Source organism: Amycolatopsis sp. NPDC089917, from assembly GCF_040684635.1.
Classification (GTDB): Bacteria; Actinomycetota; Actinomycetes; order Mycobacteriales; family Pseudonocardiaceae; genus Amycolatopsis.
Map to the genome: position 1 here is coordinate 88,108 of NZ_JBFBGL010000001.1, position 23,981 is coordinate 112,088.

Annotated in this window: 24 protein-coding genes and 1 pseudogene; 14 read left to right on the forward strand and 11 right to left on the reverse strand. The window is 69.2% G+C overall.

Annotated features, from left to right (window positions below):
• Positions 1–30: 30 nt before the first annotated feature.
• Positions 31–1,065, reverse strand: a complete 1,035-nt coding sequence (locus AB0N89_RS00465) for a (4Fe-4S)-binding protein (RefSeq protein WP_364198614.1) — start codon at positions 1,063–1,065, stop codon at positions 31–33.
• Complete coding sequence (locus AB0N89_RS00470) at positions 1,062–2,243, reverse strand: thiolase family protein (RefSeq protein WP_364198617.1); 1,182 nt, start codon at positions 2,241–2,243, stop codon at positions 1,062–1,064. The genes AB0N89_RS00465 and AB0N89_RS00470 overlap by 4 nt, the downstream gene beginning before the upstream one ends.
• 89 nt (positions 2,244–2,332) lie before the next feature.
• Between AB0N89_RS00470 and AB0N89_RS00475 the strand changes: the two genes are divergently transcribed.
• On the forward strand, positions 2,333–2,779 hold the full coding sequence (locus AB0N89_RS00475) for a helix-turn-helix domain-containing protein (protein WP_364198620.1): 447 nt from the start codon (positions 2,333–2,335) through the stop codon (positions 2,777–2,779).
• A gap of 166 nt (positions 2,780–2,945) precedes the next feature.
• On the opposite strand, the gene AB0N89_RS00480 is transcribed toward AB0N89_RS00475, so the two are convergent.
• Together AB0N89_RS00480 and AB0N89_RS00485 are read right to left on the reverse strand one after the other, a co-directional pair.
• The gene (locus AB0N89_RS00480) at positions 2,946–3,521 is read right to left on the reverse strand and encodes a DUF2867 domain-containing protein (protein ID WP_364198623.1); all 576 of its coding nucleotides are present in this window, start codon (positions 3,519–3,521) and stop codon (positions 2,946–2,948) included.
• On the reverse strand, positions 3,518–3,802 hold the full coding sequence (locus AB0N89_RS00485; RefSeq protein ID WP_364198625.1) for an antibiotic biosynthesis monooxygenase: 285 nt from the start codon (positions 3,800–3,802) through the stop codon (positions 3,518–3,520). Before AB0N89_RS00485 ends, AB0N89_RS00480 begins: the two co-directional genes overlap by 4 nt.
• 92 nt (positions 3,803–3,894) lie before the next feature.
• Here AB0N89_RS00485 and AB0N89_RS00490 point away from each other — a divergent pair, with 92 nt between their 5' ends.
• Both AB0N89_RS00490 and AB0N89_RS00495 read left to right on the forward strand, forming a co-directional pair.
• Complete coding sequence (locus tag AB0N89_RS00490; protein WP_364198627.1) at positions 3,895–4,461, forward strand: TetR/AcrR family transcriptional regulator; 567 nt, start codon at positions 3,895–3,897, stop codon at positions 4,459–4,461.
• Positions 4,451–4,915, forward strand: a complete 465-nt coding sequence (locus AB0N89_RS00495; protein ID WP_364198630.1) for a hypothetical protein — start codon at positions 4,451–4,453, stop codon at positions 4,913–4,915. The genes AB0N89_RS00490 and AB0N89_RS00495 overlap by 11 nt, the downstream gene beginning before the upstream one ends.
• 4 nt (positions 4,916–4,919) lie before the next feature.
• Here the strand turns inward: AB0N89_RS00495 and AB0N89_RS00500 are convergent, their stop codons facing one another.
• Genes AB0N89_RS00500 through AB0N89_RS00510 form a run of 3 tightly spaced genes read right to left on the reverse strand, consistent with a single transcriptional unit; the run spans position 4,920 to position 6,648 of the window.
• The gene (locus tag AB0N89_RS00500) at positions 4,920–5,066 is read right to left on the reverse strand and encodes a hypothetical protein (protein ID WP_168214319.1); all 147 of its coding nucleotides are present in this window, start codon (positions 5,064–5,066) and stop codon (positions 4,920–4,922) included.
• On the reverse strand, positions 5,063–6,286 hold the full coding sequence (locus AB0N89_RS00505) for a hypothetical protein (RefSeq protein WP_364198633.1): 1,224 nt from the start codon (positions 6,284–6,286) through the stop codon (positions 5,063–5,065). The genes AB0N89_RS00500 and AB0N89_RS00505 overlap by 4 nt, the downstream gene beginning before the upstream one ends.
• The gene (locus AB0N89_RS00510) at positions 6,283–6,648 is read right to left on the reverse strand and encodes a hypothetical protein (RefSeq protein WP_364198636.1); all 366 of its coding nucleotides are present in this window, start codon (positions 6,646–6,648) and stop codon (positions 6,283–6,285) included. The genes AB0N89_RS00505 and AB0N89_RS00510 overlap by 4 nt, the downstream gene beginning before the upstream one ends.
• Before the next feature lie 107 nt (positions 6,649–6,755).
• On the opposite strand from AB0N89_RS00510, the gene AB0N89_RS00515 reads away from it, so the two are divergent.
• The 6 genes from AB0N89_RS00515 to mptB all read left to right on the forward strand — a co-directional run bounded on the left by AB0N89_RS00515 (position 6,756) and on the right by mptB (position 15,896).
• Positions 6,756–8,552, forward strand: a complete 1,797-nt coding sequence (locus AB0N89_RS00515; RefSeq protein ID WP_364198639.1) for a hypothetical protein — start codon at positions 6,756–6,758, stop codon at positions 8,550–8,552.
• Positions 8,553–8,882: 330 nt separating this feature from the next.
• The gene (locus AB0N89_RS00520) at positions 8,883–10,667 is read left to right on the forward strand and encodes an ABC transporter substrate-binding protein (protein WP_364198642.1); all 1,785 of its coding nucleotides are present in this window, start codon (positions 8,883–8,885) and stop codon (positions 10,665–10,667) included.
• Positions 10,668–10,676: 9 nt separating this feature from the next.
• Complete coding sequence (locus AB0N89_RS00525; RefSeq protein WP_364198644.1) at positions 10,677–11,708, forward strand: ABC transporter permease; 1,032 nt, start codon at positions 10,677–10,679, stop codon at positions 11,706–11,708.
• Entirely contained in the window at positions 11,705–12,610 is a 906-nt protein-coding gene (locus tag AB0N89_RS00530) for an ABC transporter permease (protein ID WP_364198647.1), read from the forward strand. Before AB0N89_RS00525 ends, AB0N89_RS00530 begins: the two co-directional genes overlap by 4 nt.
• Complete coding sequence (locus tag AB0N89_RS00535; RefSeq protein ID WP_364198650.1) at positions 12,607–14,253, forward strand: ABC transporter ATP-binding protein; 1,647 nt, start codon at positions 12,607–12,609, stop codon at positions 14,251–14,253. The genes AB0N89_RS00530 and AB0N89_RS00535 overlap by 4 nt, the downstream gene beginning before the upstream one ends.
• An 83-nt stretch (positions 14,254–14,336) precedes the next feature.
• Positions 14,337–15,896: a polyprenol phosphomannose-dependent alpha 1,6 mannosyltransferase MptB gene (gene mptB / locus AB0N89_RS00540; protein WP_364198653.1), complete on the forward strand. Its 1,560-nt coding sequence runs from the start codon at positions 14,337–14,339 to the stop codon at positions 15,894–15,896.
• A 107-nt stretch (positions 15,897–16,003) separates the two neighbouring features.
• On the opposite strand, the gene AB0N89_RS00545 is transcribed toward mptB, so the two are convergent.
• Entirely contained in the window at positions 16,004–16,420 is a 417-nt protein-coding gene (locus tag AB0N89_RS00545; protein ID WP_364198655.1) for a TIGR03668 family PPOX class F420-dependent oxidoreductase, read from the reverse strand.
• A 205-nt stretch (positions 16,421–16,625) separates the two neighbouring features.
• Between AB0N89_RS00545 and AB0N89_RS00550 the strand changes: the two genes are divergently transcribed.
• Both AB0N89_RS00550 and AB0N89_RS00555 read left to right on the forward strand, forming a co-directional pair.
• Positions 16,626–17,363 (forward strand): GAF and ANTAR domain-containing protein, encoded by a 738-nt coding sequence (locus AB0N89_RS00550; RefSeq protein WP_364198657.1) that lies wholly within the window; start codon positions 16,626–16,628, stop codon positions 17,361–17,363.
• A 1-nt stretch (position 17,364) separates the two neighbouring features.
• Positions 17,365–18,054 (forward strand): hypothetical protein, encoded by a 690-nt coding sequence (locus AB0N89_RS00555; RefSeq protein ID WP_364198659.1) that lies wholly within the window; start codon positions 17,365–17,367, stop codon positions 18,052–18,054.
• A gap of 1 nt (position 18,055) precedes the next feature.
• On the opposite strand, the gene AB0N89_RS00560 is transcribed toward AB0N89_RS00555, so the two are convergent.
• The 3 genes from AB0N89_RS00560 to AB0N89_RS00570 are packed head-to-tail and all read right to left on the reverse strand — an operon-like array spanning position 18,056 to position 21,555.
• A complete protein-coding gene (locus tag AB0N89_RS00560) occupies positions 18,056–18,682 on the reverse strand; it encodes a class I SAM-dependent methyltransferase (RefSeq protein ID WP_364198662.1) in 627 nt (208 codons plus the stop codon).
• A gap of 48 nt (positions 18,683–18,730) precedes the next feature.
• A complete protein-coding gene (locus AB0N89_RS00565; protein WP_364198665.1) occupies positions 18,731–19,618 on the reverse strand; it encodes an LD-carboxypeptidase in 888 nt (295 codons plus the stop codon).
• A complete protein-coding gene (locus tag AB0N89_RS00570; RefSeq protein ID WP_364198668.1) occupies positions 19,615–21,555 on the reverse strand; it encodes a prolyl oligopeptidase family serine peptidase in 1,941 nt (646 codons plus the stop codon). The genes AB0N89_RS00565 and AB0N89_RS00570 overlap by 4 nt, the downstream gene beginning before the upstream one ends.
• A 144-nt stretch (positions 21,556–21,699) precedes the next feature.
• Between AB0N89_RS00570 and AB0N89_RS00575 the strand changes: the two genes are divergently transcribed.
• From AB0N89_RS00575 to AB0N89_RS00585, 3 genes and pseudogenes are all read left to right on the forward strand, one after another.
• Positions 21,700–22,275 (forward strand): DUF3090 domain-containing protein, encoded by a 576-nt coding sequence (locus AB0N89_RS00575; RefSeq protein WP_364037324.1) that lies wholly within the window; start codon positions 21,700–21,702, stop codon positions 22,273–22,275.
• Between the two features lie 4 nt (positions 22,276–22,279).
• Positions 22,280–23,062: an SCO1664 family protein gene (locus AB0N89_RS00580; protein WP_364198671.1), complete on the forward strand. Its 783-nt coding sequence runs from the start codon at positions 22,280–22,282 to the stop codon at positions 23,060–23,062.
• A pseudogene (locus AB0N89_RS00585) lies at positions 23,047–23,942 on the forward strand (aminoglycoside phosphotransferase family protein). Before AB0N89_RS00580 ends, AB0N89_RS00585 begins: the two are co-directional and overlap by 16 nt.
• Positions 23,943–23,981: the final 39 nt, after the last annotated feature.

Sequence of the window (23,981 nt, forward strand, 5' to 3'; positions counted from 1 at the left end):
CGAAGATGTGACAGGCCCGCGACAGTGCCCTTACCGTTTCGGGTACCCGCCGTCGACCTCCTTGACCGGCTTGTGGGGGAACCGGCGTTCGGCGTAGGCCTTCGCCGCCGAACCCGGCCGCACGTACAGGGTCTCCACTTTGTCCTGCAACGGTTTCACCACGTTTCCCAGGAACTCCCGGCGGTCGTCGAGGTACGGTCCGAGCACGTCTTCGCCCGCCGGGCAGACGGCCATGCAGTACGCGGCTTTGTAGTTCGGCTTGAACGCGAGGCTCTGCCACATCGACACGTTCTCCGAGTCGGTCACCCTGGACCGGAAGTCCGCGGCGTCCTCGCTGTCGGCCACGGTCTGCGCCCAGTCGGTGAAGCCGCTCATGAACTCGCGGTAGTTGTGCGTCGAGCAGGCGACGAAGTCGAACTCGCCGGTCTTCGAGATCGCCCCGATCGGGCAGGCGGCGACGCACAGCTTGCACTCCAGGCAAGGGTTGCAGTCGAGGGCTTCGCCGTGTTCGGACACCTCGGCGTCGACCAGCAACGTCGCCAGGAGCACGAAGTTGCCGAACTTCGGGTGGATCACGTTGCGATGCAGTCCCATGGCTCCGAGCCCGGCCGCGACGGCGACCGTCTTGTGCGCGACCACCCAGATCCGGCCCGGGTAGTGCTCCATCTCCATCGGGAACGTCGCCGACGGGTTGATCGCGCGGTAGCCGGCGTCCTGCAACGCGCGGACGATCGTGTGGCCCGCCTCGTTGATGATCTCGCCGCCGTGGTGGAACTCCTGATTGGCCACGCTGCGAGCGGGGGAGCGGACGTCGTCGCGGTTCATCCGCACCACGAGGGACACGAGGGTCTTGGTGCCGGGCAGCGCACGCAGGACGTGCTCACGTTCGCCCGCCAGATCCGGGTGGTCGAGCGAGACGGCCGCCGCGTCGTCGGCACCCGCGGTGAGGCAGACCTCCTTGAGCCAGTCCACGTCGATGACCGGCGACGGTTCGCCGCGCGGCTCGGAGAGGACCGCCCGCACCGACGGGTGGCCCGCGAGCTTCTTGGGAAGCCGGCCGGTCACAACGCCTCCAGGATGGTCGCGTTGGCCTGGCCGCCGCCTTCGCACATCGCCTGGAGGCCGTACCGGGCCCCGTGGTGGTGCAGCGCGTTGACCAGCGTGCCCATCAGCCGGGTCCCGCTCGCGCCGAGCGGGTGCCCCAGCGCGATCGCGCCGCCGTGGACGTTGACCTTGGCCGGATCGGCCCCGGTCTCCTGCTGCCACGCCAGCACGACGCCGGCGAACGCCTCGTTGATCTCGAACAGGTCGATGTCCGCCAGGCGCAGCCCCGCACGCCGCAGCACCTTCTCCGTCGCCGGGATAACGCCGGTGAGCATGAGCAGCGGGTCCGAGCCGGTGACGGCGAAACTGTGCAGGCGGGCGCGAGGCCGGAGGCCCAGTCGGGCGGCCGTCTCGCTGGAGGTGATGAGCAGGGCGGAAGCGCCGTCGTTGATCGGGCTGCTGTTGCCCGCGGTCACCGACCAGTCGATCTGCGGGAATCGCGCGGCCACGTCGGGATCCTGGAACGCGGGCCGCAGCTTGGCGAGCGTTTCGAGGTCGGTGCCGGGGCGGACGGACTCGTCGGTGGACACCAGACCCGACGGCGTCTCGATCGGCACGATCTGGCTCGCGAACCGGCCGAGCTCGTGCGCCCGCGCCGCCTTCCGATGCGAAGACATGGCGAACTCGTCCATCGCCTCGCGGCCGAGCGACCACTTCGCGGCGATGAGTTCCGCGCTGATCCCCTGCGGCACCAGGCCTTCCGGATAACGCTCCGCGACGCCGGGGCCGAGGGGATCGGTGCCGGGCAGCACGTTGGACCACATCGGGACGCGGCTCATCGACTCCACGCCACAGGCGATGACGATGTCGTACGCGCCGGCTATGACGCCTTGCGCGGCGAAGTGCACGGCCTGCTGACTGCTCCCGCACTGCCTGTCGACGGTGGTCGCGGGCACGCTTTCCGGCAGCCCAGCCGCGAGCGCCGCCCATCGCGTGACGTTCTGGGCCTGTTCACCGACCTGGTCGACCGCGCCGCCGATGACATCGTCGATCAGCGCCGGGTCGATTCCGTTGCGCCGCACCAGCGCGCGCAACGTGTGGGCGAGTAGCTGGACCGGGTGGACCTCGTGCAGGGCGCCGCCGGGCTTGCCCTTGCCGATCGGGGTCCGGACGGCGTCGACGATGACCGCGTCGTGCACGGCTGCCTCCAGGAGTGAGTTGGGATCTCCAACTCACTGTCGCATCGAGTGGGTTGGAAATCAAGACTCACTGGGGTTACGCTGGTCGCATGACCGAAGGACCGAGGGACTGCTCGATCGCCAACGCGATGGAGGTGATCGGGGAGCGCTGGAGCCTGCTCGCGCTGCGGGAGGTGTTCTTCGGGGCGCGGCGGTTCGACCAGATCGTCCGCAACACCGGGGCGAGCCGCGACATCCTGACCGCGCGGCTGCGCAAGCTCGTCGAGACGGGAATCCTCGAAAAACGGCTCTACGAGGAGCATCCGCCGCGTTACGAGTACGTGCTCACCGAGGCCGGGCACGCGCTCAACCACGTGCTGCTGAACCTCATGGCGTGGGGCGACCGGTACGTCACGGAGGGGCCGCCGCCGACGGTGTGGCGCCACACGTGCGGCGAGGAGCTCGCGCCCGAGACGGTGTGCGCGCACTGCCGTGAACCGGTGCGGGAGAAGGACATGACGCTGGTGCGGAGCAGTCGGCGCGCCGGCTCCTCGTGAGTGACAAGGACGGTTCTGGTGGACTCGTGTTTGCCTGCTCGCCGGGGTGATTGGGCGATCGTGTGTGAAGGATTTGGGACATTCACCGTCCCAAATCCTTCACCGTCGATCCGGACGCCAGGCAAAGACCGGTCCGCCCTAACCGTCCTTGCCACTCACGGGACCCTCAGCTGTTCTGCCACTCCCGCGCGATCATCCGCATTAGCGCCGGATAGACGAACAGGTACCGGAACGGCTTGATGAATCCCATGTACGTCCGGCCGAACAGGCCGTTGGGCTTGACCAGCACCGCCATCTGACCGCGGTACCCGCCCCGGCCGTCCTCGACCCAGGCGATGTGCATGACGCCGTGCATGGTCCGGTTCGCCATCTCGGCGGCGAATTCGTCGTCGAGCCGGTAGAGCGGCGTGAACGGCAGCCAGTCCTCGTCCGGACCTGTCGGCGTGTCGCGCAGGTTCTCGGGCAGCCGGTCGCGCAGCGACCCGACCCGGGTGTCGAGTCCGGAGTCGCGGCCGTCGAGCCGGAACAGCGCGCCGAGTTTCCAGCGCAGCGACCACAGGGCGCGGACGATCAGAGGTGCCCCGTCCGGGAAGTTCCCCGAAGAAAACTGCTTCACCAGTTTGGCGAAATCGTCGGGCCCGCCCGGTGTTTCGAGAGCCCAGACGTCTTCGAGGTCGAAGTCCCCGGCGATTTCGTGGATCCGCCAGGAACGTGTGGTGTGCTCCGTGTCCGCGAGTTTCATGCCGACACCAGCTGGACGATCTCGCGCGGGCGGACTTCGCGGTCGTCGAAGGTGACGTCCACGTCCGCGGAAACCAGAGCCTGCATCGAAGCAGACTGTGCCGCGGCGGATTCCCAGCGGGCGATCGACACCACGGCTCCGCCGTCCGCGGTGACCCAGCATTCGGCGGCGAGGCAGCCCGGAGTGGAGCGCAACACGCCGGCGACTCGCTGGACCCGTGCGACGAACTCGTCGCGATGGTCGGCGTGCGGGTAGTGCGTGGCCACGAATCCGACAGTCATGTCGTTGGTTCCTCCCAGTGAACTCCGCCATCTATACGGTAGCGTATACATCGACTTCGTGGGGCGGGAGTGACGGCGGATACGGTTGTCGCATGGCCGCCGAAACCCGTACCCCGCCGAGCGCCTGGATCGACGCGGGGCTGCTCGCCCTCGCCGCCGGAGGCCCCGGCGCGGTCCGTGTCGAGGCACTCGCGAAGACGCTGGGTGTCACCAAAGGCGGCTTCTACGGCTATTTCGCCGACAGGGGAGCGCTGCTCGAAGGAATGCTCGGCACCTGGGAGCGGATGAGCACCGAGCTGTTGTTCGAGACCGTCGAGCGGGAAGGTGGCGACGCCAGGGCGAAGATCCGGCGTGCCGGGTCGCTCGCCGCCGACCGCGTGCTGCCGATCGATCTCGCGATCCGCGACTGGGCCCGGCGCGACCCGGAGGTGGCGGAGCGTCTCCGGCGGGTCGACAACCAGCGGATGGACTACCTGCGCGCGCTCATGCGCGAGATCTTCGCCGACGAGGACGAGGTCGAAGCCCGCTGCCTGCTCGCGTTCTCGCTCCTGATCGGCAAGCACTTCATGGCCGCCGATCACGGCGGGCGCAGCCGGGACGAGGTCACCGAACTGGCCGGGAACCTGATTCTCGGCGGAACGCCCGGTCATGACGGCTGACGCGGGCCACCGGCTCCTTGCTTTCCTGCGGGAGCTCCGGGAGACCACCACGTGGACGGTCGAGGTCATCGGGTCCAGGTGGCAGCTGAGCGGGTCGATCTGGGAGGCCGCCGTGGACGTCGAGCCGCGACGCTGGCTCGGATTGGCGTTCGAGGCGATGGATCCCGTGACCGGCAAACGCGCCACCTACGACATCGACACCGACTTGTACGACCTGTCGCAGGACAAGCAGCGCGAGTTCGCGGAGGAGATCGAGCGCGACATCATCGAGTTCCTCGGCAATCTGAGCAGGCGAGTCGTCCTGCGGGGGAACGACGGAACGAAGTTCGTGCTCGTCTTCCCTCTGGACGGTTCCTACGTGCGCGTCGTCCAGGGGCGCTTCATGTCCAGCGGGTCCGCCCACGCCGACCTGGCCGCGGCCCAGGCGGGCGGCGACTTCGTCCCGGTGGAATGACGGGCTAGTCGTCGTCCTCTTCGGGAGTCGTCGGGACCTGCTTGCGCGCGACGTAGATGAGCAGCCCGATGATCACCACCGGGCCGACGAAGATGAGGATCTCGTCCCAGCCGCCCTGGTGCATCATCATCACCCGCGCCGCGAGAGTCATGAGCCGGAGACCAGCGCGATCCCGAGCGCGGTGTAGCCGATCATCAGCGCCAGCATGGGGTACTGACCCACCTTGACGTAGTTCGCGCGCAGCACGCCGACGGACCGATCATGCGCCGAGGTTACGGCCAAGACGTGCCCGGCGACGATTCCGGCGATCTGCACCAGCGCGATCACGCCGGTCGAGACCACCGTGTAGTCGATCGCGCGGCCGAACCCCTGCTGCCCGGAGAACATGGCGAACGAGAAGTAATGCGCGACGGTGTACCCGGCCATGATCGGGATCAGCGACGGCGCGAACGCGGGATACGGGTCGAACCCCCGTCGCAGATACGGCCTGGTCAGGCTGATGGCGCCCGCGTAAGCGCCGTAGGTGAGCGCGATGCAGGCCGCGAGTCCGGCGGTGCCGCCGAGGACGCCGGCGTCGAGCGACGTCCAGAAGGGGAGCCGGGTCAGTCCGTCGAACGCCGTCGAACCGAGCACGACCAGCACCAGCGCGGTCAGCCAGGGGGCGGGAGAGACGGTGAGCAGCCCGTCCAGCGGATTCCGGACCACGAGCCGTCCGTCGCCACGTCTGCCGAAAGGGGAGAGGGCCGCGATCAGGCGCGCGTAGACCTCGAATGCGTCACCGCGGTCGAACCAGCGCGGGCCGAAGACGACGCCGAGCGCAATGTGTATAACGGCATACACGGTGCAGAACAAAGCGATCGCTCTCGGCGAGTCCGAGTGCGGAAAGACCAGCTCCAGCCAAAGAAACGCCAGGATGCCGACGATCGCGGGCAGGTAGCCGAGCCGGTCCGGAAGTTCGCGATGCCGGGCGGGGATCAGGGACGCGACCGTCCTCAGTGGATTCAGCCGTCGCCAGATCGGGCCGAACAGCAGCGAAAGCGGCACCAGGCCGACCCAGAACCAGGCGTAGAACCATGCCGGGGCCGGGTTGTCGGCCGAACTGTCCGGGCCGGTCCACGCCATGACCAGGAAACCCGCGAACAGGGCCACGCCGACCACGCGCGAAGCGACGAGGAAGAACGCGCTGTCGACGAACCGTGCCAAGCCTGAGGGAAGCGCGCGGCCGGCGTCGGCGCCGCGGAGCTTGGGCTCCTTCCAGAGCACGGTGAGCGCGAAGAACGAGACCACCACGGCCGCCGCCCCCGCGTAGAGCGCGAGCCACAGCGGGACCGGCAGATCGGACCGGCCGCCGAGACCGTGCGCCAGGATCATCCGCTCACCCTGAGCTTGGTCACCGCCGCGCCGCTCTTGTGCAGTTCCACCTCGAAGATCCCGTCGATGTTCGCGGTGAAGGCGACCGTCCCCGGGATCCCTGGCGCCAGCTGGGCGGCCTTGTCGTAGCCGTGGACGTGCAGTTCGTCCGCCTGATCGGAGGTGACCTCCAGTGCGACGGTCTCGCCGGTGCGCACCGCGACCTCTTCCGGGCCTGCCGTGCGCTTGCCCTCGGTGATCGAGAACTTCACGGTCTTGGTGCCGCCGCTCGGAGCGGGTCCGGACCCGCTCGATCCCGAACAACCGGTCACGGCCAGCAATGCCGCCACGGTGATCCCGCAGATCCCGCCGATCCTCCGCATCGAGGTCCTTTCGAGTCGTACGCCCTGGCCTTGCCTGGCCGGGACCGTGCCCCTATCGTGTTACCCCAAGGTAACAGTTACTCAGGTTAGCAGGAAGGCGAACAACGGTGTTCTTGGCTCAGGAGAGCCCGCCTGCCGGCGGTGCGCAATTCGGGCAGATCGTCATCGCGGGCCTGATGTTCACCGCGGTCTTCCTACCCTTGGCCGTCTTCGTCCTCCGCGAGCGCGCGGGGAAGCGGACCGTCTTCGGTCGCGTCGCCGATTGGATGGGCGACTTCAGCGGGTTGCCCCGCTGGGCGGCACTGCCGATGGTCGTCGCCTTCCTGTCCGGGATGTCGGCGCTGATCGGCGTTTACTGGGACGTGCCGATCCACATGGAGCTCGGCCGCGACGAGGGTCCGCTCGCGAACCCGTCGCACTACCCGATCTACTTCGGACTGATGGGCATCTTCGCCAGCGGCGTACTCAGCGCGACCCTGGCGACGAAGAACCTGCCGAAGCGCACGTTCAAGATCGGCCCGCACTGGAAGGCGCCGATGGGCTCCATCCAGATGATGGCGACCGGTCTGGTCGGCATCGCCGGGTTCCCGCTCGACGACGTCTGGCACCGGCTGTTCGGCCAGGACGTCACCGAATGGGGGCCGACCCACGTCCTGATGATCGGTGGCGGCGTCTGTGTCGTGCTGGGTCTCCAGCTGCTGCTCGGCGAGGCCCGCCAAGTCGGCGCGACCGGACCGGTCGTGCGCCTGCTCGGCCCGGTACTCGCCGGCGCCTGGATGATGGGTGCCTCGGCGTTCCTCATGGAGTTCGACCTCGGCGTCCCGCAGTTCCCGATGCTGTCCCAGGTCGTGCTCGTGGGCCTGATCGGCGCCTGGACGCTCACCTACGGACGGCTGTCCTGGGGTCCTGGCGGTGCGCTGATCGTCGTCGCGGTCTTCCTGGCCGCCCGCGCGTCCTTCACCGTCATCCCGCTGTTCGCCGACCTGCACGTGGCTTCGCTGCTGCCGTACATCGCGGAAGCGGTGATCGTCGAGATCGTCGCCTTCGCGATGCGCAACCGGCTGGGCTACACCTTCGCCGCCGTCGTCGGCCTTCTCGTGGGGACGGCCGGGATGCTCGCCGAGGCGGCGTTCACCCGGTGGCTGATGCCGAACCCGTGGCCGACCGCCCATCTGCCGTTGTTCGTCCTGTTCGGGACGGGCGCGGCGCTCGCGGGCGCGTTCATCGGCGTCTGGCAGTACCAGCGGGTGGAGGAGACGGCTACCCGGGTGCCCGCGGCCGGTCCGCGGCATGTGGTCGGGCTCGTCGGCGCGCTGGGCGCGGTCGTTCTGATGTCGGCCGTCGCCGTCCCGCAGGATCCGGAACCGGACTTCACCGCGGACGTCCGGCTGACGGAGGCCGCGGCCGGGCAGCCGATCTCGAACCCGCACGGCGGCGGCACGCCCCGGTGGGTGGACGCGACCGTCACGATCTCGCGGCCCGACCTCGCCGACGACTCCGTCTGGCTGAACGGTTTCGCCTGGCAGGGCGGCGACTTCTTCACCGCGCCGCTGGAGAAGATCGGCGAGGGCGTGTACCGCACGGTCGAGCCGCTGCCGGTGTTCGGCCAGTGGAAGACCGGGATCCGCGTGCACGTCCCGAACCGGGTGATGGGGCTCGCCCCGATCTACGCGCCGGCCGACGCGGCCGCGAACGCGCCGGCGATCGAAGCGTCATCCGGTTCACGTCCGTTCATGTCCGAGATCGAGTTCCTGCAACGGGAACGGAAGTCGGAGACGCCCGCCGTGCTCTGGACGGTCGCGTATGTCTCCGTCGGGTTGATCTTCGGCGGCATGTGGGCGCTGTTCGCGTGGCTCTACGCGGGTGCCGCCACCGCGCGGCGGCGCGAGGTCCCGATCGGCTGAAGCCGCTTTGCTCTCACTTCGTCGCACGTATCGATTGAGCATCATCGCGCGCAAGCCTTTTGCAAGCAGGCTTCCCTTGAATACCCAGGACACTGCATGTGCTGCCGTTTCGCGCGCCGAAACGGTGACTCAGTGCTACGTCGGCGACGCGTAAAGTAGCTGCCGACCACGCGAAGACATCCGCTGTGCACGATCGGTATTGGCGAGTCATTGCGCGGTTACCGCGACATGTGGTTACTTTTCCGCTTCGGGGGTTGGGACACAGCGAATTTCGATGGGGTGGTCTTCGTGCGCACAGAGCGTTTTCCCAGGCGACGACGTGGTCTTCACGTGGTCGCCGTCCTCGCCGCTTCGGCGGTCGCGACGGTGCCTTTCGTGCCCGCCGCGGCGGCGCAGCAGCAGGGCAAGGTCCTCCGGGTGGCGCTCACGACCGGGATCGACCACCTGAACCCCTTCACCGCCCAGCTGTCGGCGGCGACGCAGGTCGGCCGGTTCAACTACGAGTTCCTGACCCTGCCCTCGGCCGAGGACACCCAGCCCACGGGCGGGGTCGCCGAGTCGTGGACGACGTCGGACGACAAGCTCACCTGGACCTTCACCATCCGCCAGGGGATGAAGTGGTCCGACGGCAAGCCGGTCACCGCGCAGGACCCCGCGTACACCTTCCAGCGGATGCTCGACGACGAGAACGCCCGCACCGCGAACGGCAGCTACGTCAGCAACTTCGCGTCGGTGTCGGCGCCGGACGACAAGACGCTCGTCATCAAGACCAAGGCGCCGCAGTCGAGCATGACCTCGCTCGACGTCCCGATCGTGCCCAAGCACATCTGGGAGCCGATCAAGGACCTCAACTCTCCTTCGACCGACGAGATGGCCGTCGTCGGCGTCGGCAGCGGACCGTACTTGCTGACCGAGTACAAGAAGAACGAGTTCGTGAAGTTCAAGGCGAACAAGGACTACTGGCGCGGTGCGCCCAAAGTGGACGAACTCCAGCTGCTGCAGTTCAAGGACGCCGAAGCCGCGGTCAACGCCTTGAAGCAGGGCGAGGTCGACGTCATCAACCGGCTCACGCCGACGCAGTTCGACGCGCTCAAGGGCGAGAACAACATCACCACGAACAAGGCCCCCGGCCGCCGGTACAACGAGCTCATCATCAACTTCGGCGTCAAGAACGTGGTCGACCAGCCGATCGGTGACGGCAACCCGATCCTGAAGGACGTCCGCGTCCGCAAGGCGATCGCGCAGGCCATCGACACCAGCGCCATCGTCGACAAGGTCATGAACGGCTACGGCCAGCCCGGGACCGGTGTCGTGCCGGCGATCTACAAGTCCTACACCTGGACCCCGTCCGACGCCGAGAAGACGAAGTTCGACATCGCGGCCGCGAACGCCACCCTCGACCAGGCGGGCTACACCAAGGGAGCGGACGGCATCCGCGTCGCCCCCGGCGGCGCGAAGCTGGAGTTCCGCCTCGCCGGCCACTCGAACCGCCCGTTCGACCAGCGCACCGCCCAGTTCGTCGGCGGCTGGCTCAAGGACGTCGGCATCGGCGTCAAGCAGGAGCTCGTCTCCGACGACGAACTCGACGACCGCACGACCGCGGGCAACTACGACCTCGCGATCTCCGGCTACGGCACCTCGCCCGACCCGGACTACGCCCTCAGCCTGAACACCTGCGCCGGGCGTCCGAACGCGCAGGGCAACGGCGGCAGCTCGGCGACGTTCTTCTGCGACCCGCGCTACGAAGACCTGTACAAGAAGCAGCTGACCGAATTCGACCCGGCCAAGCGCGCCGAGATCGTCAAGCAGGCCCAGGCGATCCTGGCCGGTGAGTACGTCGACGTCGTCCTGGACTACGACAACGTGCTGGAGGCCTACCGCTCGGACAAGTTCGCCTCGTTCACCAAGCAGCCGCAGCCCGATGGCGCGATCCTCGAGCAGTCCGGCTACTGGGGCGTCTACGGCGCCACCCCGGCCGGCGCGGCGGCGGGCTCGGAGGACGGCGGAAGCAACACCGGACTGTGGATCGGCATCGGCGCGGTCGTGCTCGTGGTGCTCGTCGGCGGCGGTGTGCTGCTCGGGCGGCGCGGCAAGTCGGCCGACGACCGGGAGTAAAGGACAGCGTTGACCGAAGCACTCAGTTCCCTCGATCAGCCCTCGGCGCTCGTCGATCCCGACGAGCGCCGGGGCGGGACCGGGACCACCCGGTTCGTCCTCACCAAGATCGGCGAGGCGGTGGCCAGCCTGGTCCTGGTCGTCGTCCTCGGCTTCTTCCTGTTCCGGATGCTGCCCGGCGATCCGGTCCGGACCATGGTCCGCGACCGGCCGACCGACGCGAAGATGATGGCGGAGCTGCGCGAGCAGATGGGCGTGGACAAGCCCCTGCTCCAGCAGTTCTGGGACTACGTCACCGGTTTGCTGACCGGTGACATGGGCCAGTCCTACATCCTGCGGCAGCCGGTCGCCGGCCTGATCGGTGAACGGCTGTGGCCGACCGTCCTGCTCGTCGGCAGCGCGACGGTGCTCGCGATCCTGCTCGGCCTGTGGCTCGGCATCCGGGCGGCGTGGCGGCGCAACAGCACCTTCGACCGGGTCCAGACCGGGGTCGCGCTCACGCTGTGGTCGGTCCCGCAGTTCTGGCTGGGGCTCATCCTGCTGGTCGCCACGAACGGGCTGTTCCCCAGCCGCGGCATGCACTCCCCGGACGTCGAGCCCGGGTTCTTCTCCGAAGGTCTGGACGTCCTGCACCACCTGGTGCTGCCCTGTCTGACACTGCTCGTGGTCTTCTACGCCCAGTACATGCTCGTGATGCGGTCGTCCCTCATCGGGGAGATGAACTCCGACTACCTCACCACCGCGCGGGCGAAGGGGCTGCGGGACGACCTGGTGCGGCGCAAGCACGCGGTGCCCAACGCCCTCCTTCCGACCGTCACGCTCATCTTCATCCAGTTCGGCATGGTCGTGTCGGGTGCGGTCTCGGTGGAGGCCGTGTTCAGCTGGCCCGGCCTCGGCCAGCTGCTCTACACCTCGCTCCAGGGGCCGGATCTCCCTCTCCTGCAAGGAGTATTCGTGGTTCTGGCCGGTGCGGTCGTGGTGATGAACCTGTTCGCGGAACTGCTTTACCGCGTACTCGACCCGAGGGTGCGGACGGCATGACCACGACGGACAAACCGAGCACGATCGCCTGGCGCCGCCGCCGGGCGGCGGTGGCGAAACACTGGCGCGAGTTCGCGACCAACAAGGCCGGGCTGACCGGGTTGCTCTTCCTCGGTGTCATCACCGTGCTGGGGATCCTGGCGCCGGTCCTGAGCGACGAGTCCGGTCTCGACGTCACCAAGGTCACCGGCGGTCCGCTGGAGTCCCCGAGCGGGGAGTTCTGGCTCGGCACCGACATCGACGGCAGGTCCGTCCTCCTGATGACGTACTGGGGCGCGCGGATCTCGCTGCTCGTGGGGTTCTCCGCCGCGTTCCTTTCGGTGCTGATCGGCACGATCATCGGGATCGCGGCCGCGCATTTCGGCGGCTGGCTTTCGAGCCTGCTGCTGCGGTTCACGGACTTCTTCCTGGTGCTGCCGTCGCTGGTGCTGGCCGTGGTCCTCGCCGCGGTCCTCGACCGGAACACGGCGACCGTCATCGTCGCCATCGGGGTGACCGCCTGGCCGAGCACCGCGCGGCTGGTCCGGGCACAGACCCTGACCATCGAGAGCCGCCCGTACATCGAGCGCTCGAAGGCACTCGGCGGGGGTCACCTGCACATCGTCGGCAAACACGTCCTGCCCGGCGTGATGCCGCTCGTGCTCGCCAACACCACGCTCGTCGTCGGCAACGCCGTCATCGCCGACGCCACACTCGCCTTCCTCGGGGTCGGCGATCCGAACTCCGTCTCCTGGGGCGCGATGTTGCAGACCGCGCTGAACAACGGAGCCATCACCCGGGGCGCCTGGTGGAACCTGCTGCCGCCGGGTCTCGCGATCGTCGTGATCGTCCTCGCTTTCACCCTCGTCGGACGCGCGCTGGAAACCGTGCTGAACCCGCGCCTGAAGGGACAGCACTCATGAGCCCCTTGCTGGAACTGAAGAACCTCGGCGTCACCTACGCCACCGGGGGCGGCGAGGTCGCCGCCGTCCGGGGCGTCGACCTGGTGCTCGAACCGGGCGACACGCTCGGCGTGGCGGGGGAGTCGGGGTCGGGGAAGTCGACGGTCGCGATGAGCGTGCTGCGGCTGCTCCCGCGGTCGGCCGAGGTCAGCGGAGAGATCCTGCTGGACGGCGAAGACGTGTCCGCCATGAAGTGGGGCAGGTTGCGCGCGGTGCGCTGGGCCGAGGCGTCGGTCGTGTTCCAGGGCGCGATGCACGCGCTCAACCCGGTCCGCAAGATCGGCGAGCAGATCGCCGAGCCGATCCGCCTGCACCCGCCCGGTGGCAAGGCGTTGTCGGAGGGCGAGGTCAAGGCCAAGGTCACGGAGCTGCTCGAACAGGTCGACCTGCCGCCCGGCCGCGCCGGCGCGTACCCGCACGAGCTGTCCGGTGGCCAGAAACAGCGCGTCATGATCGCGATGGCGCTGGCCTGCTCGCCCCGGCTGATCATCGCGGACGAGCCGACGACCGCGCTCGACGTCGTCGTCCAGGCCCAGGTGCTCGACCTGCTGGGCAGGCTGGTCGCCGAACAGGGGATCGGGCTGATCATGATTAGCCACGACCTGTCGGTTCTCGCCGCGACCTGCCGTCGGATCGCGGTGATGTACGACGGCGAGATCGTCGAGGAGCGGCCGAGCGCGGAGCTGATGAGCGCGCCGCGTCACGAGCACAGCAAGGCGCTGGCTGCCGCGTTCCCGACCGTCGGCGACCCGGTGTCCCGGTTCGCGCCCGCGACCAGCACGCCGTTGCCACCGGAACCGGAACGCGACGCCGATCGGCCCGCGCTGCTGGAGGCCGAAGACCTGCGCGTCAGCTTCCGAGACCGCACCGGCAAGCGCATCGACGCCGTCGCCGGGGTGAGCCTCCAGGTACGGAAGGACGAGATCGTCGCGCTCGTCGGCCAGTCCGGTTCCGGCAAGACGACACTGGCCCGCACGCTGCTCGGCCTGCAGAAACCCGACTCGGGCGCGGTCCGGTACGACGGCAAGCCGGTCCCGCTCGGCGGCGCCGGGCTCAAGGCGTACCGGCGCCAGGTCCAGCTGGTCCTGCAGGATCCGACCAGCGCGCTGAACCCGAACCACACGGTGTACGAGGCCGTCGCGGAAGGCCCCCGCATCCACGGGATGGGCGACGAGCACGAGATCGTCAGGAAGGCTCTCGAAGCGGCCGAACTGCGGCCCGCGGAGAAGTTCTTCGACCGGCTCCCGCACGAGCTGTCCGGCGGACAGCGGCAGCGCGTGGTCATCGCGGGCGCGCTCGCGCTGGATCCGGGTGTGGTCGTGGCCGACGAGCCGGTGGCGTCGCTCGACGCGTCGGTGCGAGGGGAGATCCTGGCGCTGCTGCTGCGCCTGCGGCGTGAGCTGGGCCTCGCCGGGCTCGTGATCACCCACGACCTCGGGCTGGCGTGGAACATCGCCGACCGGGTCGCCGTGATGTACCGCGGGGAGCTGGTGGAGGTCGGGACGGTCGAGGAGGTCCTGCTGGACCCGAAGCACGACTACACGAAGTCGTTGCTGGCCGCGTTGCCCGGGGGTACCGCTCAGCGAGAGACGGCCGACCGCTGAGCGAGGGCATTCCGGTGTCCGACGCGGGAAACACCCATTGCCGCGCACTCGCACAGGCGCGGTGTGTAACCTCCAATCTCGAAATGGCGACCACGACAGACTCCCCGCAGACGCCCTCGTCCGGCTCGCTCGGCGAGCGGCTCCGGGTGCCTTCCCGGTTCCCGTACCGCACCATCGCGATGGGGACGGTGGGCAGCACGCTGCTGATGCTGGCCGCGCTCGGCGCCGGCGGCATCCTCATCCGTGACCCGATCCTGGGCCACGGACCGTTGTCGTGGATCCGTTACGGCCACGGCCGCATCCTCGCCAACACGATGCTTTACACGGGTTTCGCGCTGATCATCTGGGCGTGGGTCCGGCTGGGCCGCTACGCGCTGGCCGGCCGGATCGGCAGCCGTCCGATCGTGATCGCGGCCGCGTGCTGGATGGCGCCGTTGCTGGTCTCGCCGCCGCTGTTCACCCGCGACGTCTTCTCGTACCTCGCGCAGGGCGCGCAGCTGCTGCACGGGCTCGACCCGTACGCCAACGGCCCGGCCGAGCTGACCGTGCTGCCGGACGTCGTGCAGAACGTCCACCCGCTGTGGCAGACCACCCCCGCGCCGTACGGCCCGCTGTTCCTGCTGGTCGCCAAGGGGATCGTCTCGATCACCGGCAACGACATGATCGCCGGCGTCATCGCGACCCGCCTGGTGCTCATGATCGGCCTGGTCGGCATGCTGTGGTCGCTGCCGCGCCTGGTCAAGCACCTCGGCGGCAAGCTGCCGATCACGCTGTGGCTCGCCATCGCCAGCCCGATGACCGTGATCCACCTCGTCGGCGGCCCGCACAACGACCTGCTGATGCTGGGCTTCCTCACCATCGGTGTGCTGGCCGCGCTGGAGCGCAAGCACGTCGTCGCGATCGTCCTGGTCACCATCGGCATGCTGATCAAACCCACCGCGGCGTGGGCGCTGCCGTTCCTGGTCTGGGTGTGGGCGAACCATCTGCCCGGCGACCGGAAGGTGGTCAACTTCCTCCGCGCGGGCGCGGCGTCGGTCGGGATCTTCCTGCCCGTGTTCGTCGCGGGCACGTGGATCTCGCTCGGATCGGTCAACCTCGGCTGGTTGACTGGCCTCAAGGCGCCGACGCTGATCGCCAACTGGATGAACTTCCCGACCGGGATCGGTGAGATCTTCTATTCGCTGGTGAACCTGGTGGTCGACGTCGAGGTCTCGCCGTTCGTCACGGTGTTCCGGGCGATCGCCATGGTCGGCCTGTTCGTCTTCGCCGGCTGGCAGTGGTGGCTGGCCCGTGACGGGGGATACCCGGCGATCCACCGGATGGCGATCGTCCTGCTGGCCGGCGCGATCGTCCCGCCGCCGTCACTGCCGTGGTATCTGACCTGGGGTTTCGTCGTCCTGTCCGCCTTCGAGTGGCGCCGCCGGAACCTCGCGGTCGTCGTCGCGGTGTCGGTGTTCGTGACGCTGGTGTACTACCCGACAGGGGAGCAGGCGCTCTACGACTGGTGGTTCATGGCGGGTGTCGTCGCCGCGAGCGTGTACGCGGCCGCCTCGCTGCTGCGGCCGGATCCATTGGGGATCATCTCCGCCTGGCGGGGGAAGCGGGAAGAGCAGTTCCTGCCCGCCGAAGCGCCTCGCTCCTGACTGCCGTTTTCCCTGATCGGCGTATGGCGTGATCAAATGTATAACGACCTATACGCCTTGGCGATGGCGTTGTTGCCGCTTCACGGCAACAACGCTAAAAAGAACGCTCAGGAAGCCCGCCAGCCGCTCCACGAGTGAACGAGCGTGCTCACCACGGCATGGGGAGGGGGCTGCGTCTCGTACTGCGGATATTTGGCCCGCAGCAGCCGCATCGGCACCGTGTGCTCGTCGGGATCCGTCAACACCCGGGCGACGCCGTCGGCCCGTGCCCACCACAGCCCGGTCCAGTCCTCGTCGTAGCGGTCGGTGAGAAAACTGACCACCGGGTTCTCGGCGATGTTCTTCAACCGCCGCAAGGCCGTCGTGCTCTTGGGTTTGTGATCGATCGCGAACACCACCGAATCGCCTTCGAGGACGAACGTCACCGGCACCAGATGGGGTACACCGTCCGAACCCGTCGTGGCCAGCCGCGCGATCCGCTCGCCTTCGAACCGTGACCGGGTCTCCGCAGGCGTCATCCGCATCCGGTAACGGTACCGAGAGAGCCGCCCGCTCTGCCGTCCGACATGGGGGTTCCGGGCCCGGTCACGAGAGAAAGTCTGCGTTTCCTGCATAGCGTTTTCCCTTTGCGGCGCTCCCGGCATGGCGCGGCGGTATCGGGCAGGACTTGACTGGTCGGTATGCGCCACACAGCCGGGCCAGTGTGGTCCCCGGAGGACTGGAGGGGCCATGCCTTCGACGGAGCGCGAGAGGAAAGTCGCCGAAGCGGTCTTCGATCTGGCCACCCGCACGCACGAATGCGACGTCCTCGATCTCCTGCACGACCTCACGACGTATCTGGTCGCCCTGCTCGGGATCCGGGCGGCCGGGGCGACGATCCTGAACGAAGTGGGCCAGGTGGATTACCTGACCGCCTCGGACGAGGTGTGCCGTCGCCTCGAGCAGGACCAGTTCGAGCTGGACGAGGGACCCTGCGTGGACAGCACTCGCAGCGGCGAGGTCCTTTTCCCGACCACGCTCCACCCACCGGGCGACGGCGCGCGACGCTGGCCCCGGTTCGTTCCCCTGGCGCTGCGCGCCGGGATCATTCGTGTCGCGGCCGTGCCGCTGCGGGCCGGCGACCACACGCTCGGCGCCGTCAACCTGATGAGCGCGAGCCGTGCGGCGCCGACTTCGCGTGACCTGGGCCTGGCCCAGGTCCTGGCCGACGCCGCGGGCGCCTGGCTGTCGCAGCGGCGGGCGCTACAGACCAAGGACGAGATCGTGGACCAGTTGCAGGCGGCGTTGAACGGCCGCATCGTGATCGAACAAGCCAAGGGAGTGCTGGCGGCCACCTTGGCAATCGACGTCGAAGAGGCGTTCCAACGGCTGCGCGCACACGCCCGGGACCGGCGGGTGAACCTCGCGGACCTCGCCGCCCGCGTGGCGCGTGGAGAGAGCCCGGCCGAACTCATCACGCCGCTCTGAAATGCCGGGTCGCGACGTCGGCGCCGTCCTGGCCGGGCTCGTCGAGGCGACGCGGACGGGGAGCGGGCTGCGTTCGGTGCCGGAAGGGGTCGCACGCGTCTTCGGCATGGACGCCCTGACGGTGAGCGGGATCCATGGCGGCCTTCCCGAACTGGTGTGGAGCGACCCGGCCAAGGGTCTCGGGCCCGAGCTGGAAGAACTCCAGTTCGCACTCGGTGACGGTCCCACCTGGCAGGCCGCGCGCCAGAGCCGGGTGCTGACCGAGCCGGACCTGACCCTGACCGATCACGGTCGCTGGCCCGCGTTCCTGCCCGCCGCGATCCGGACATCCGCCCGCGCCGTGATCGCCGTTCCGCTCCAGCTCGGCGCCGCCACGGTCGGCGTCATGACCGGTTACCGCGTCACCCCCGTGGTGCTGACCACCGCGCAACGGCGAGACATCCGCAGACTCGGCCGGATCCTGCTGCTTCTGTTGCTGAACGGCATGGGGAGCGACCCGTGGAACGCTCTTTCCCTTCGTCGCGCCGAAGTCCATCAGGCCACCGGCTACCTGTCCGCGAAGCTCGGTATTCCGCTCGACGAGGCCCTGGCGCGGCTACGAGCCCATGCCGCCGCTTCCGAGTCGTCCTTGACCGAGCACGCCCATGCCTTGCTCACGCGGCGATCGCCACCCGAGGTGCTGGACCTGTGAGCTAGGCCGAGCGTCGTACGCGGAGCACGTTGTCCGAACGTGTGCCCTGCTGTCCCTCGGGTCCGGGGAAGTCGCGGGTGATCAGCTCCTGCCGTTCCACGGTCCATTCGCCGTCGGCCAGTTCCAGTGTTTCGAGTACCTCGGCGGGCGTCGGGAAGTGGAAGTCCTCGTGCGGTGGCTCTTCCATCCAGGTCGGCCAGCCCGCGTGGCCGGCGACCATCAGGACACCGCCCGGTGCCACCGCCTCGGCGGCGCGGCGGAGTGCCTTGTCCCGTTCGCCGTCTTCCGCGACGGGGGAGTGGAAGAACTGTGCGGAGACCAGATCGAAGCGTCCCTCGGGGAAGGATTTCGCGAGGTCGTGGCGTTCCCAGACGATGCCCTCGGCCCCGGCTTCGGCCGCGTGCCCGGCGGCGCGCTTCAGTGCGACGTCCGAAATGTCGACGGCGGTGACGCACCAGCCCTGCTGGGTGAGCCAGATGGCGTCGCCACCCTCGCCGCAGCCGAGGTCGAGCGCCGTCCCCGGTGCCAGCGAGGCGACCTCGGCCACCAGGATCGGGTTCGCTTTCCCGCTCCAGACCTGGTCTTTGTCCCGGTAGAAGTCTTCCCAGAACTGTTGTGTGGAATCCATGTCCGAAAGATGCCCTGGATCCGGAAGTGGACGCAAGTTCCGTTGCCGTTATGGCAAAACCTGGAGCGTGCCCGCCTCGGCGTCGAGGGTGGCCCGCGCGCCGAGGGGGATGGTCGGCGACGCCGGGACGTGCCCGAACCCGAAGTCCCAGACCATCGGCACGCCGAACAGGCCGAGCCGGTCGAGCATCAGTGACCGGATCGCCTCGGGGTCGCCGCAAGACGCCCACGAACCTAGCGCGAACCCCCGGACGCCGTCCAGCCAGCCGGAACGCAGGAGCTGGGTCAGCATCCGGTCGATCCGGTACACGTTCTCGGTGACGTCCTCCAGGAGCACGATCGCGTCGCGCGCCGAGCCCTGTTCCGGAGCACCGAGACCCGAGGCGAGGAGGGCGAGGTTGCCGCCGATGAGCGTGCCGGTCGCGGTACCCGGCACCAGCGGGGACGACGTCGCCGAGGTGATCGTCCGTACCGCGTCCGGCTCGAACAACGACAGCCGAAGGTGTTCGGCGGCGGCCGCGTCGAAGAGTGTGGTCGCGGGCAAAGGGGAGAACAGCGTTTCCAGTCCCAAGTGGACGTTCACGGCCCGGTGCAGCGCGGTCACGTCGCTCGATCCGGCGAACGTCTTGGGCCCGGCCGCGGCCAGCGCCGTCCAGTCGACCAGGTCGAGCATTCTCTGTGAGCCGTACCCGCCTCGGGCGGCGACGACGCAGGTCACCTTCGGGTCGAGCCAGGCTCGTGTGAACTCGGCGGCCCGCGCCTCGTCGGATGCCGACAGGTAGCCGGCGGGAGTCGCGCGGACGCACTCGCCGACCTGGACGCCGACGCCCCAGCCGCGGAGCACGGGCAGTGCCTTGCCGACGAGATCGGCCGGGACCGGGCCCGCCGGTGCGACCAAGGCGATCGTGTCGCCCGGGCGCGTTTCGGGCGGTTTCACCGGCTCAGCCGGAGCTTCGGCACGCCGGGTGTCTCGAAGCCGAGGACCTGGCCGTAGAAGGACAACTCCGCTTCGAGGGCGGCGATGATCGTCTCCGCCTTGCGGAAACCGTGCTGCTCTCCTTCGAAGCGCAGATAGGCGTGTTCGATGCCGCGGCCCGCCAGCCCTGCCACGAACCTGTCCGCCTGTTCGGGCGGGCAGATCTCGTCTTCGAGGCCCTGCAGGAACAACAAGGGGCCGGCGAGGGTGTCCGCGTTGTTGATCGGCGACCGGTCCCGGTAGCGCCGCGCGGTCTCCGGCAGCGGTCCGATCAGCCCGTCGAGGTAGCGGGACTCGAAGTCGTGCGTCTCGCCGCCGTCTCCGGTCCACTGGCCGAGGTCGAGGATCGGGTACATGACGGTGCCCGCGCGGTAGGTCGTGGTGGTGGTCACCGACGCGGCGGAGGTGTACCCGCCCGCGCTGCCGCCGCGGATGGCGAGCCGGTCGCCGTCGACGGTGCCTTCGGCGGCGAGGGCTTCGGCGACGGTGACGCAGTCGGCGACGTCGACGATGCCCCACTGCTCCCGGAGTCGTTCGCGGTAGGCGCGTCCGTAGCCGGTCGAGCCGCCGTAGTTCACCGTGACGACGGCGATCCCGCGGCTGGTGAAGTAGGCGATCTCGAAGTCGAGCACCGCGCTGTCGCGGCCGGTCGGTCCGCCGTGCGGGTACACGAGCAGCGGGGGCCGTTCGCCCTCGGGCGCGGCGAAATCGGCGTTCGCGGGCAGATGGACGAACGCCGGGATCCGGGCGCCGTCGTCGCTTTTGAAGATCCGCTCGACCGGCGTCGACAGGTAGGCGGGTGAGGGTTGTCCGGACGCCGTCGCGAGTTCGGTCACGGTCCCGTCTTCGAGGTCGACCTTCACGACGGCGCCTTCGCACGCCGGGCCTGCCGCGACGCCGACGACGCTGCCTTCGTGGACGGCGAACCCGTTGGTGGACCACGTGGTCAGGTCCTCGGCGACCGGTACGGGGGTCACTTCCCGTGTCGTCTCGTCGAGGACGGCGAGGCGGCCGGACGCGATGACGGCGTACCGGCCGTCCCCGAGTGGGGTGAACCAGCGTGCGCCGAGTTTCCACTGCGCACCGCCGATCTCCCGTTCGCACGGCGCCAGGTTCGTGATGCCGCCGTCGAGGCCGACGCGGTGCAGGTTCCACCAGCCGTCCGGGTCGAGGAGCGCGAGCAGGCTGTCCGGGGATTCCCATTCGACCTGGCAGACGGAGACGTCGGCTGCGCCGGCGAGGACGTGGTGAGGGCCGAAGGTGCCGTCCTCGCGGATCTCGGCGACGCACAGTTCCGTGCCGTCCCAAGGCATCGCGGGGTGGTCCCAGCCGAGCCACGCCGCGCGCGTCCCGTCGGGGGACAGCTGCGGCGCGGTGAGGAAGTGATGGCCTGCGGTCAGGACGCGTTCCGGGCCGCCGTCGAGCGGGACCGCGATGAGGTCGCGGGCGATGTCGACGCGCCGGGGGCCGGTGCTGCGTTCGCGGACCAGCCACACCTCGCCGGTGGGGCCGGGGCGGAGATCGCTGTAGCGGATCCCGTGCCGGGTCGCGGGCTCCGGTGTCAGTGGCGTGGTCTCGCCGGTGGTCAGGTCGCGGCGGTAGACGCGCTGATCCGCCCAGTGTGTGAAGACGAGGACGTCGCCGAGCACGAGCCAGGGGCGGCCGCCGTACTCGTGGACGCGGTTCCGGACGTTCCAGGGAGCGGGAAGGACGTCTTCGGTCGTGCCGTCCGCGCGGGATCGCACGAGGGTGACGCGGCCGCCTTCCCCTGTTCTCGCTTCGGCCCACCAGACCTCGTCTCCCGCCGTCGCGAGCCATTGCGCGCTGACTCCCGAGGCCGCGACATCCGCGGCTGCCAGGGGAGACGTCCAGGTGCCGTAAGGGGCGATCTCAACCACAGCTGAAGACTAGGAGCGTCCCTTTGCCCGCGGTGGCGTGGGGCACTGCCAGGACGGGCGGTTTTGTCGAGCGGTTTCGCCCTGGGCGGAACCGTGGGGCGGCGGATGCCGATCATGGGGTCGTGGCCTAGTGTCAAAGGTGCCATGTCTCGCGTAATCCACGTCTTCCGCCAGCCCGACCGGTTCGTCGCAGGAACCGTCGGTGAGCCCGGCGACCGCACGTTCTACCTCCAGGCGTCCGAGGACGTCCGCACGATCAGTGTGACCATCGAAAAACAGCAGGTCGTGGTCCTGGCCGAAAGGCTCGGCTCGCTGCTGGAAGAGGTCGCCAGCCGGTTCGGCGCGGACGTTCCGGACGACGCGCCCGACGAGCTCCTCGACGTCGACCCCTTGACCGTCCCGGTCGAGGAGGAGTTCCGCGTCGGAACGATGGGGCTCGGCTGGGACGCCGACAGCAGCGCCGTCGTCATCGAGCTGCTCGCGATGACGGAAGGCGAGGTGGATGAAACGGTCGTTCTGGACGACACGGAAGAAGGGCCGGACGCCGTCCGCGTCTTCCTGACCCCCGGCGCGGCGCGCGCGTTCGCCGAACGCGCCGACAGGGTGGTCAACGCCGGGCGCAAACCGTGTCCGCTGTGCGCGGAGCCGCTCGACCCGGCGGGCCACATCTGCCCGCGCCAGAACGGGTACCGGCGCGACGTCGACGTCCTCGAGGACTGACGAGGTGTCGGAGACCTCACGGGAGCTGGTGACGCGCGGCAAGATCGACGTCGAAGGCAGGCTCGTCGACGCCTCCAACGTCACGCTCTTCTGCACGATCGAACTCGACGGCGTGAGCGGCAACGTCGTGTACAAGCCGGTGTCGGGCGAGCGGCCGCTGTGGGACTTCCCGGACGGGACGCTCGCCGGCCGCGAGGTCGCGACGGCCATGGTGGCCGAAGCGTCCGGGCTCGGCGCGATCCCGCCGACGGTGCTGCGCGACGGGCCGTTCGGGCCCGGCATGGTGCAGCTGTGGATCGAGACCACCGAAGAGGAGCTGGTCGACGTCCGCGCCCCGGAAAGCCTGCCGGACGACTGGCGCGTCGTGCTGCACGCGCACGACCGCGACGGTGAGCCCGCGGTGCTCGCGCACGCGAACCATCAGGGCATGCGGGAACTGGCCTTGCTCGACATCGTGGTCAACAACACCGACCGCAAGGGTGGCCACGTGCTCGCCGGCGCGGACGGCCGCGTCTACGGGGTGGACCACGGGATCTGCCTGCACACCGATCCGAAGCTGCGGACGGTGCTCTGGGGCTGGATCGGCGAGCGGCTCACCGGGGACGAGGTCGGAAAGCTGCGCGGACTGCGCGAGCGGCTGGACGGCGAACTCGGCGACGCGCTGAGCGAGCACCTCACCGGTTTCGAGATCCGCGCGCTGGCCGAGCGCACCGAGCTGCTGCTCGCCGAGGGCGTCTTCCCGGAGCCCGGTGACGACTGGCGCGCGATCCCTTGGCCGCTGTTTTGAACGTCTTGGACGATCAGGCGCGCACGCGTCTGATCAAGCGTTTCGGCGAAGACGTCGCGACGTGGTGCGACGATCTTCCCGCGCTGGTGGCGCGGCTGTCCGAGCGCTGGGGTCTGACCGTCGTCGACGCGAAACCGGGCAACACCGGCCGCACCTTGATCTGTGCGGGGGACGACGGCGCGAAGAAGGTCCTGAAGCTGACCCCGGATCACTCGATCGCCGAATCCGAGGCCACCGCTTTGCGGGCGTGGGACGGCTGCTCACGGGTCGCGCAGGTCCTCGCCACCGAGATCTCCGACGGCGCGATCCTGCTGGAGGGCATCGATCCCGGCACGCAACTGCTGGAGGCGGCGGACGTCCCGTGGGCCGAGGTCGGCGACCTGCTGACCCAGATCCACGCGGTGGCCCCGCCGCCTGGCTTCTCGACGCTGGAAGACCGGGTCGTCTTCATGTATGGCTTGCCGAGCGCGGTCTCCGCGGGTCGGTCGCCGAAGCGACGTTGTCGATGGACGCTCTTGATCGCGCGAGGAGGCGAGCGCTCGCCCTCGCGACCGACGGGCGAGGGAACGCGATCGTGCACGGCGACCTGCACCCCGGCAACGTCCTCGACGGCGGACCGGGCAGGGGAGCGGTCGCGATCGACCCGCGTCCGAGCGTCGGCGACCCGTCCTTCGACCTCGCCGACTGGGTCACGCTGCCGATGCGGGACGGCGGCACGCTCGAAGACGGCTTCGACGCGATCGCCCCGCACCTGCCGGGCTTCGACGCCGAGCGGACGCGGGCGTGGTGCGTCGCGCTCTCGCCGTTGTTCGTGATGCGCCCGCTCGAACGCGGTGAACGGACCCCGTTCGTCGAGGCGATGCTCCTCATGGCGGCCTGACCGGCGTGGCGGGCAGACGCCGGGCCCGGGCACCGCTAG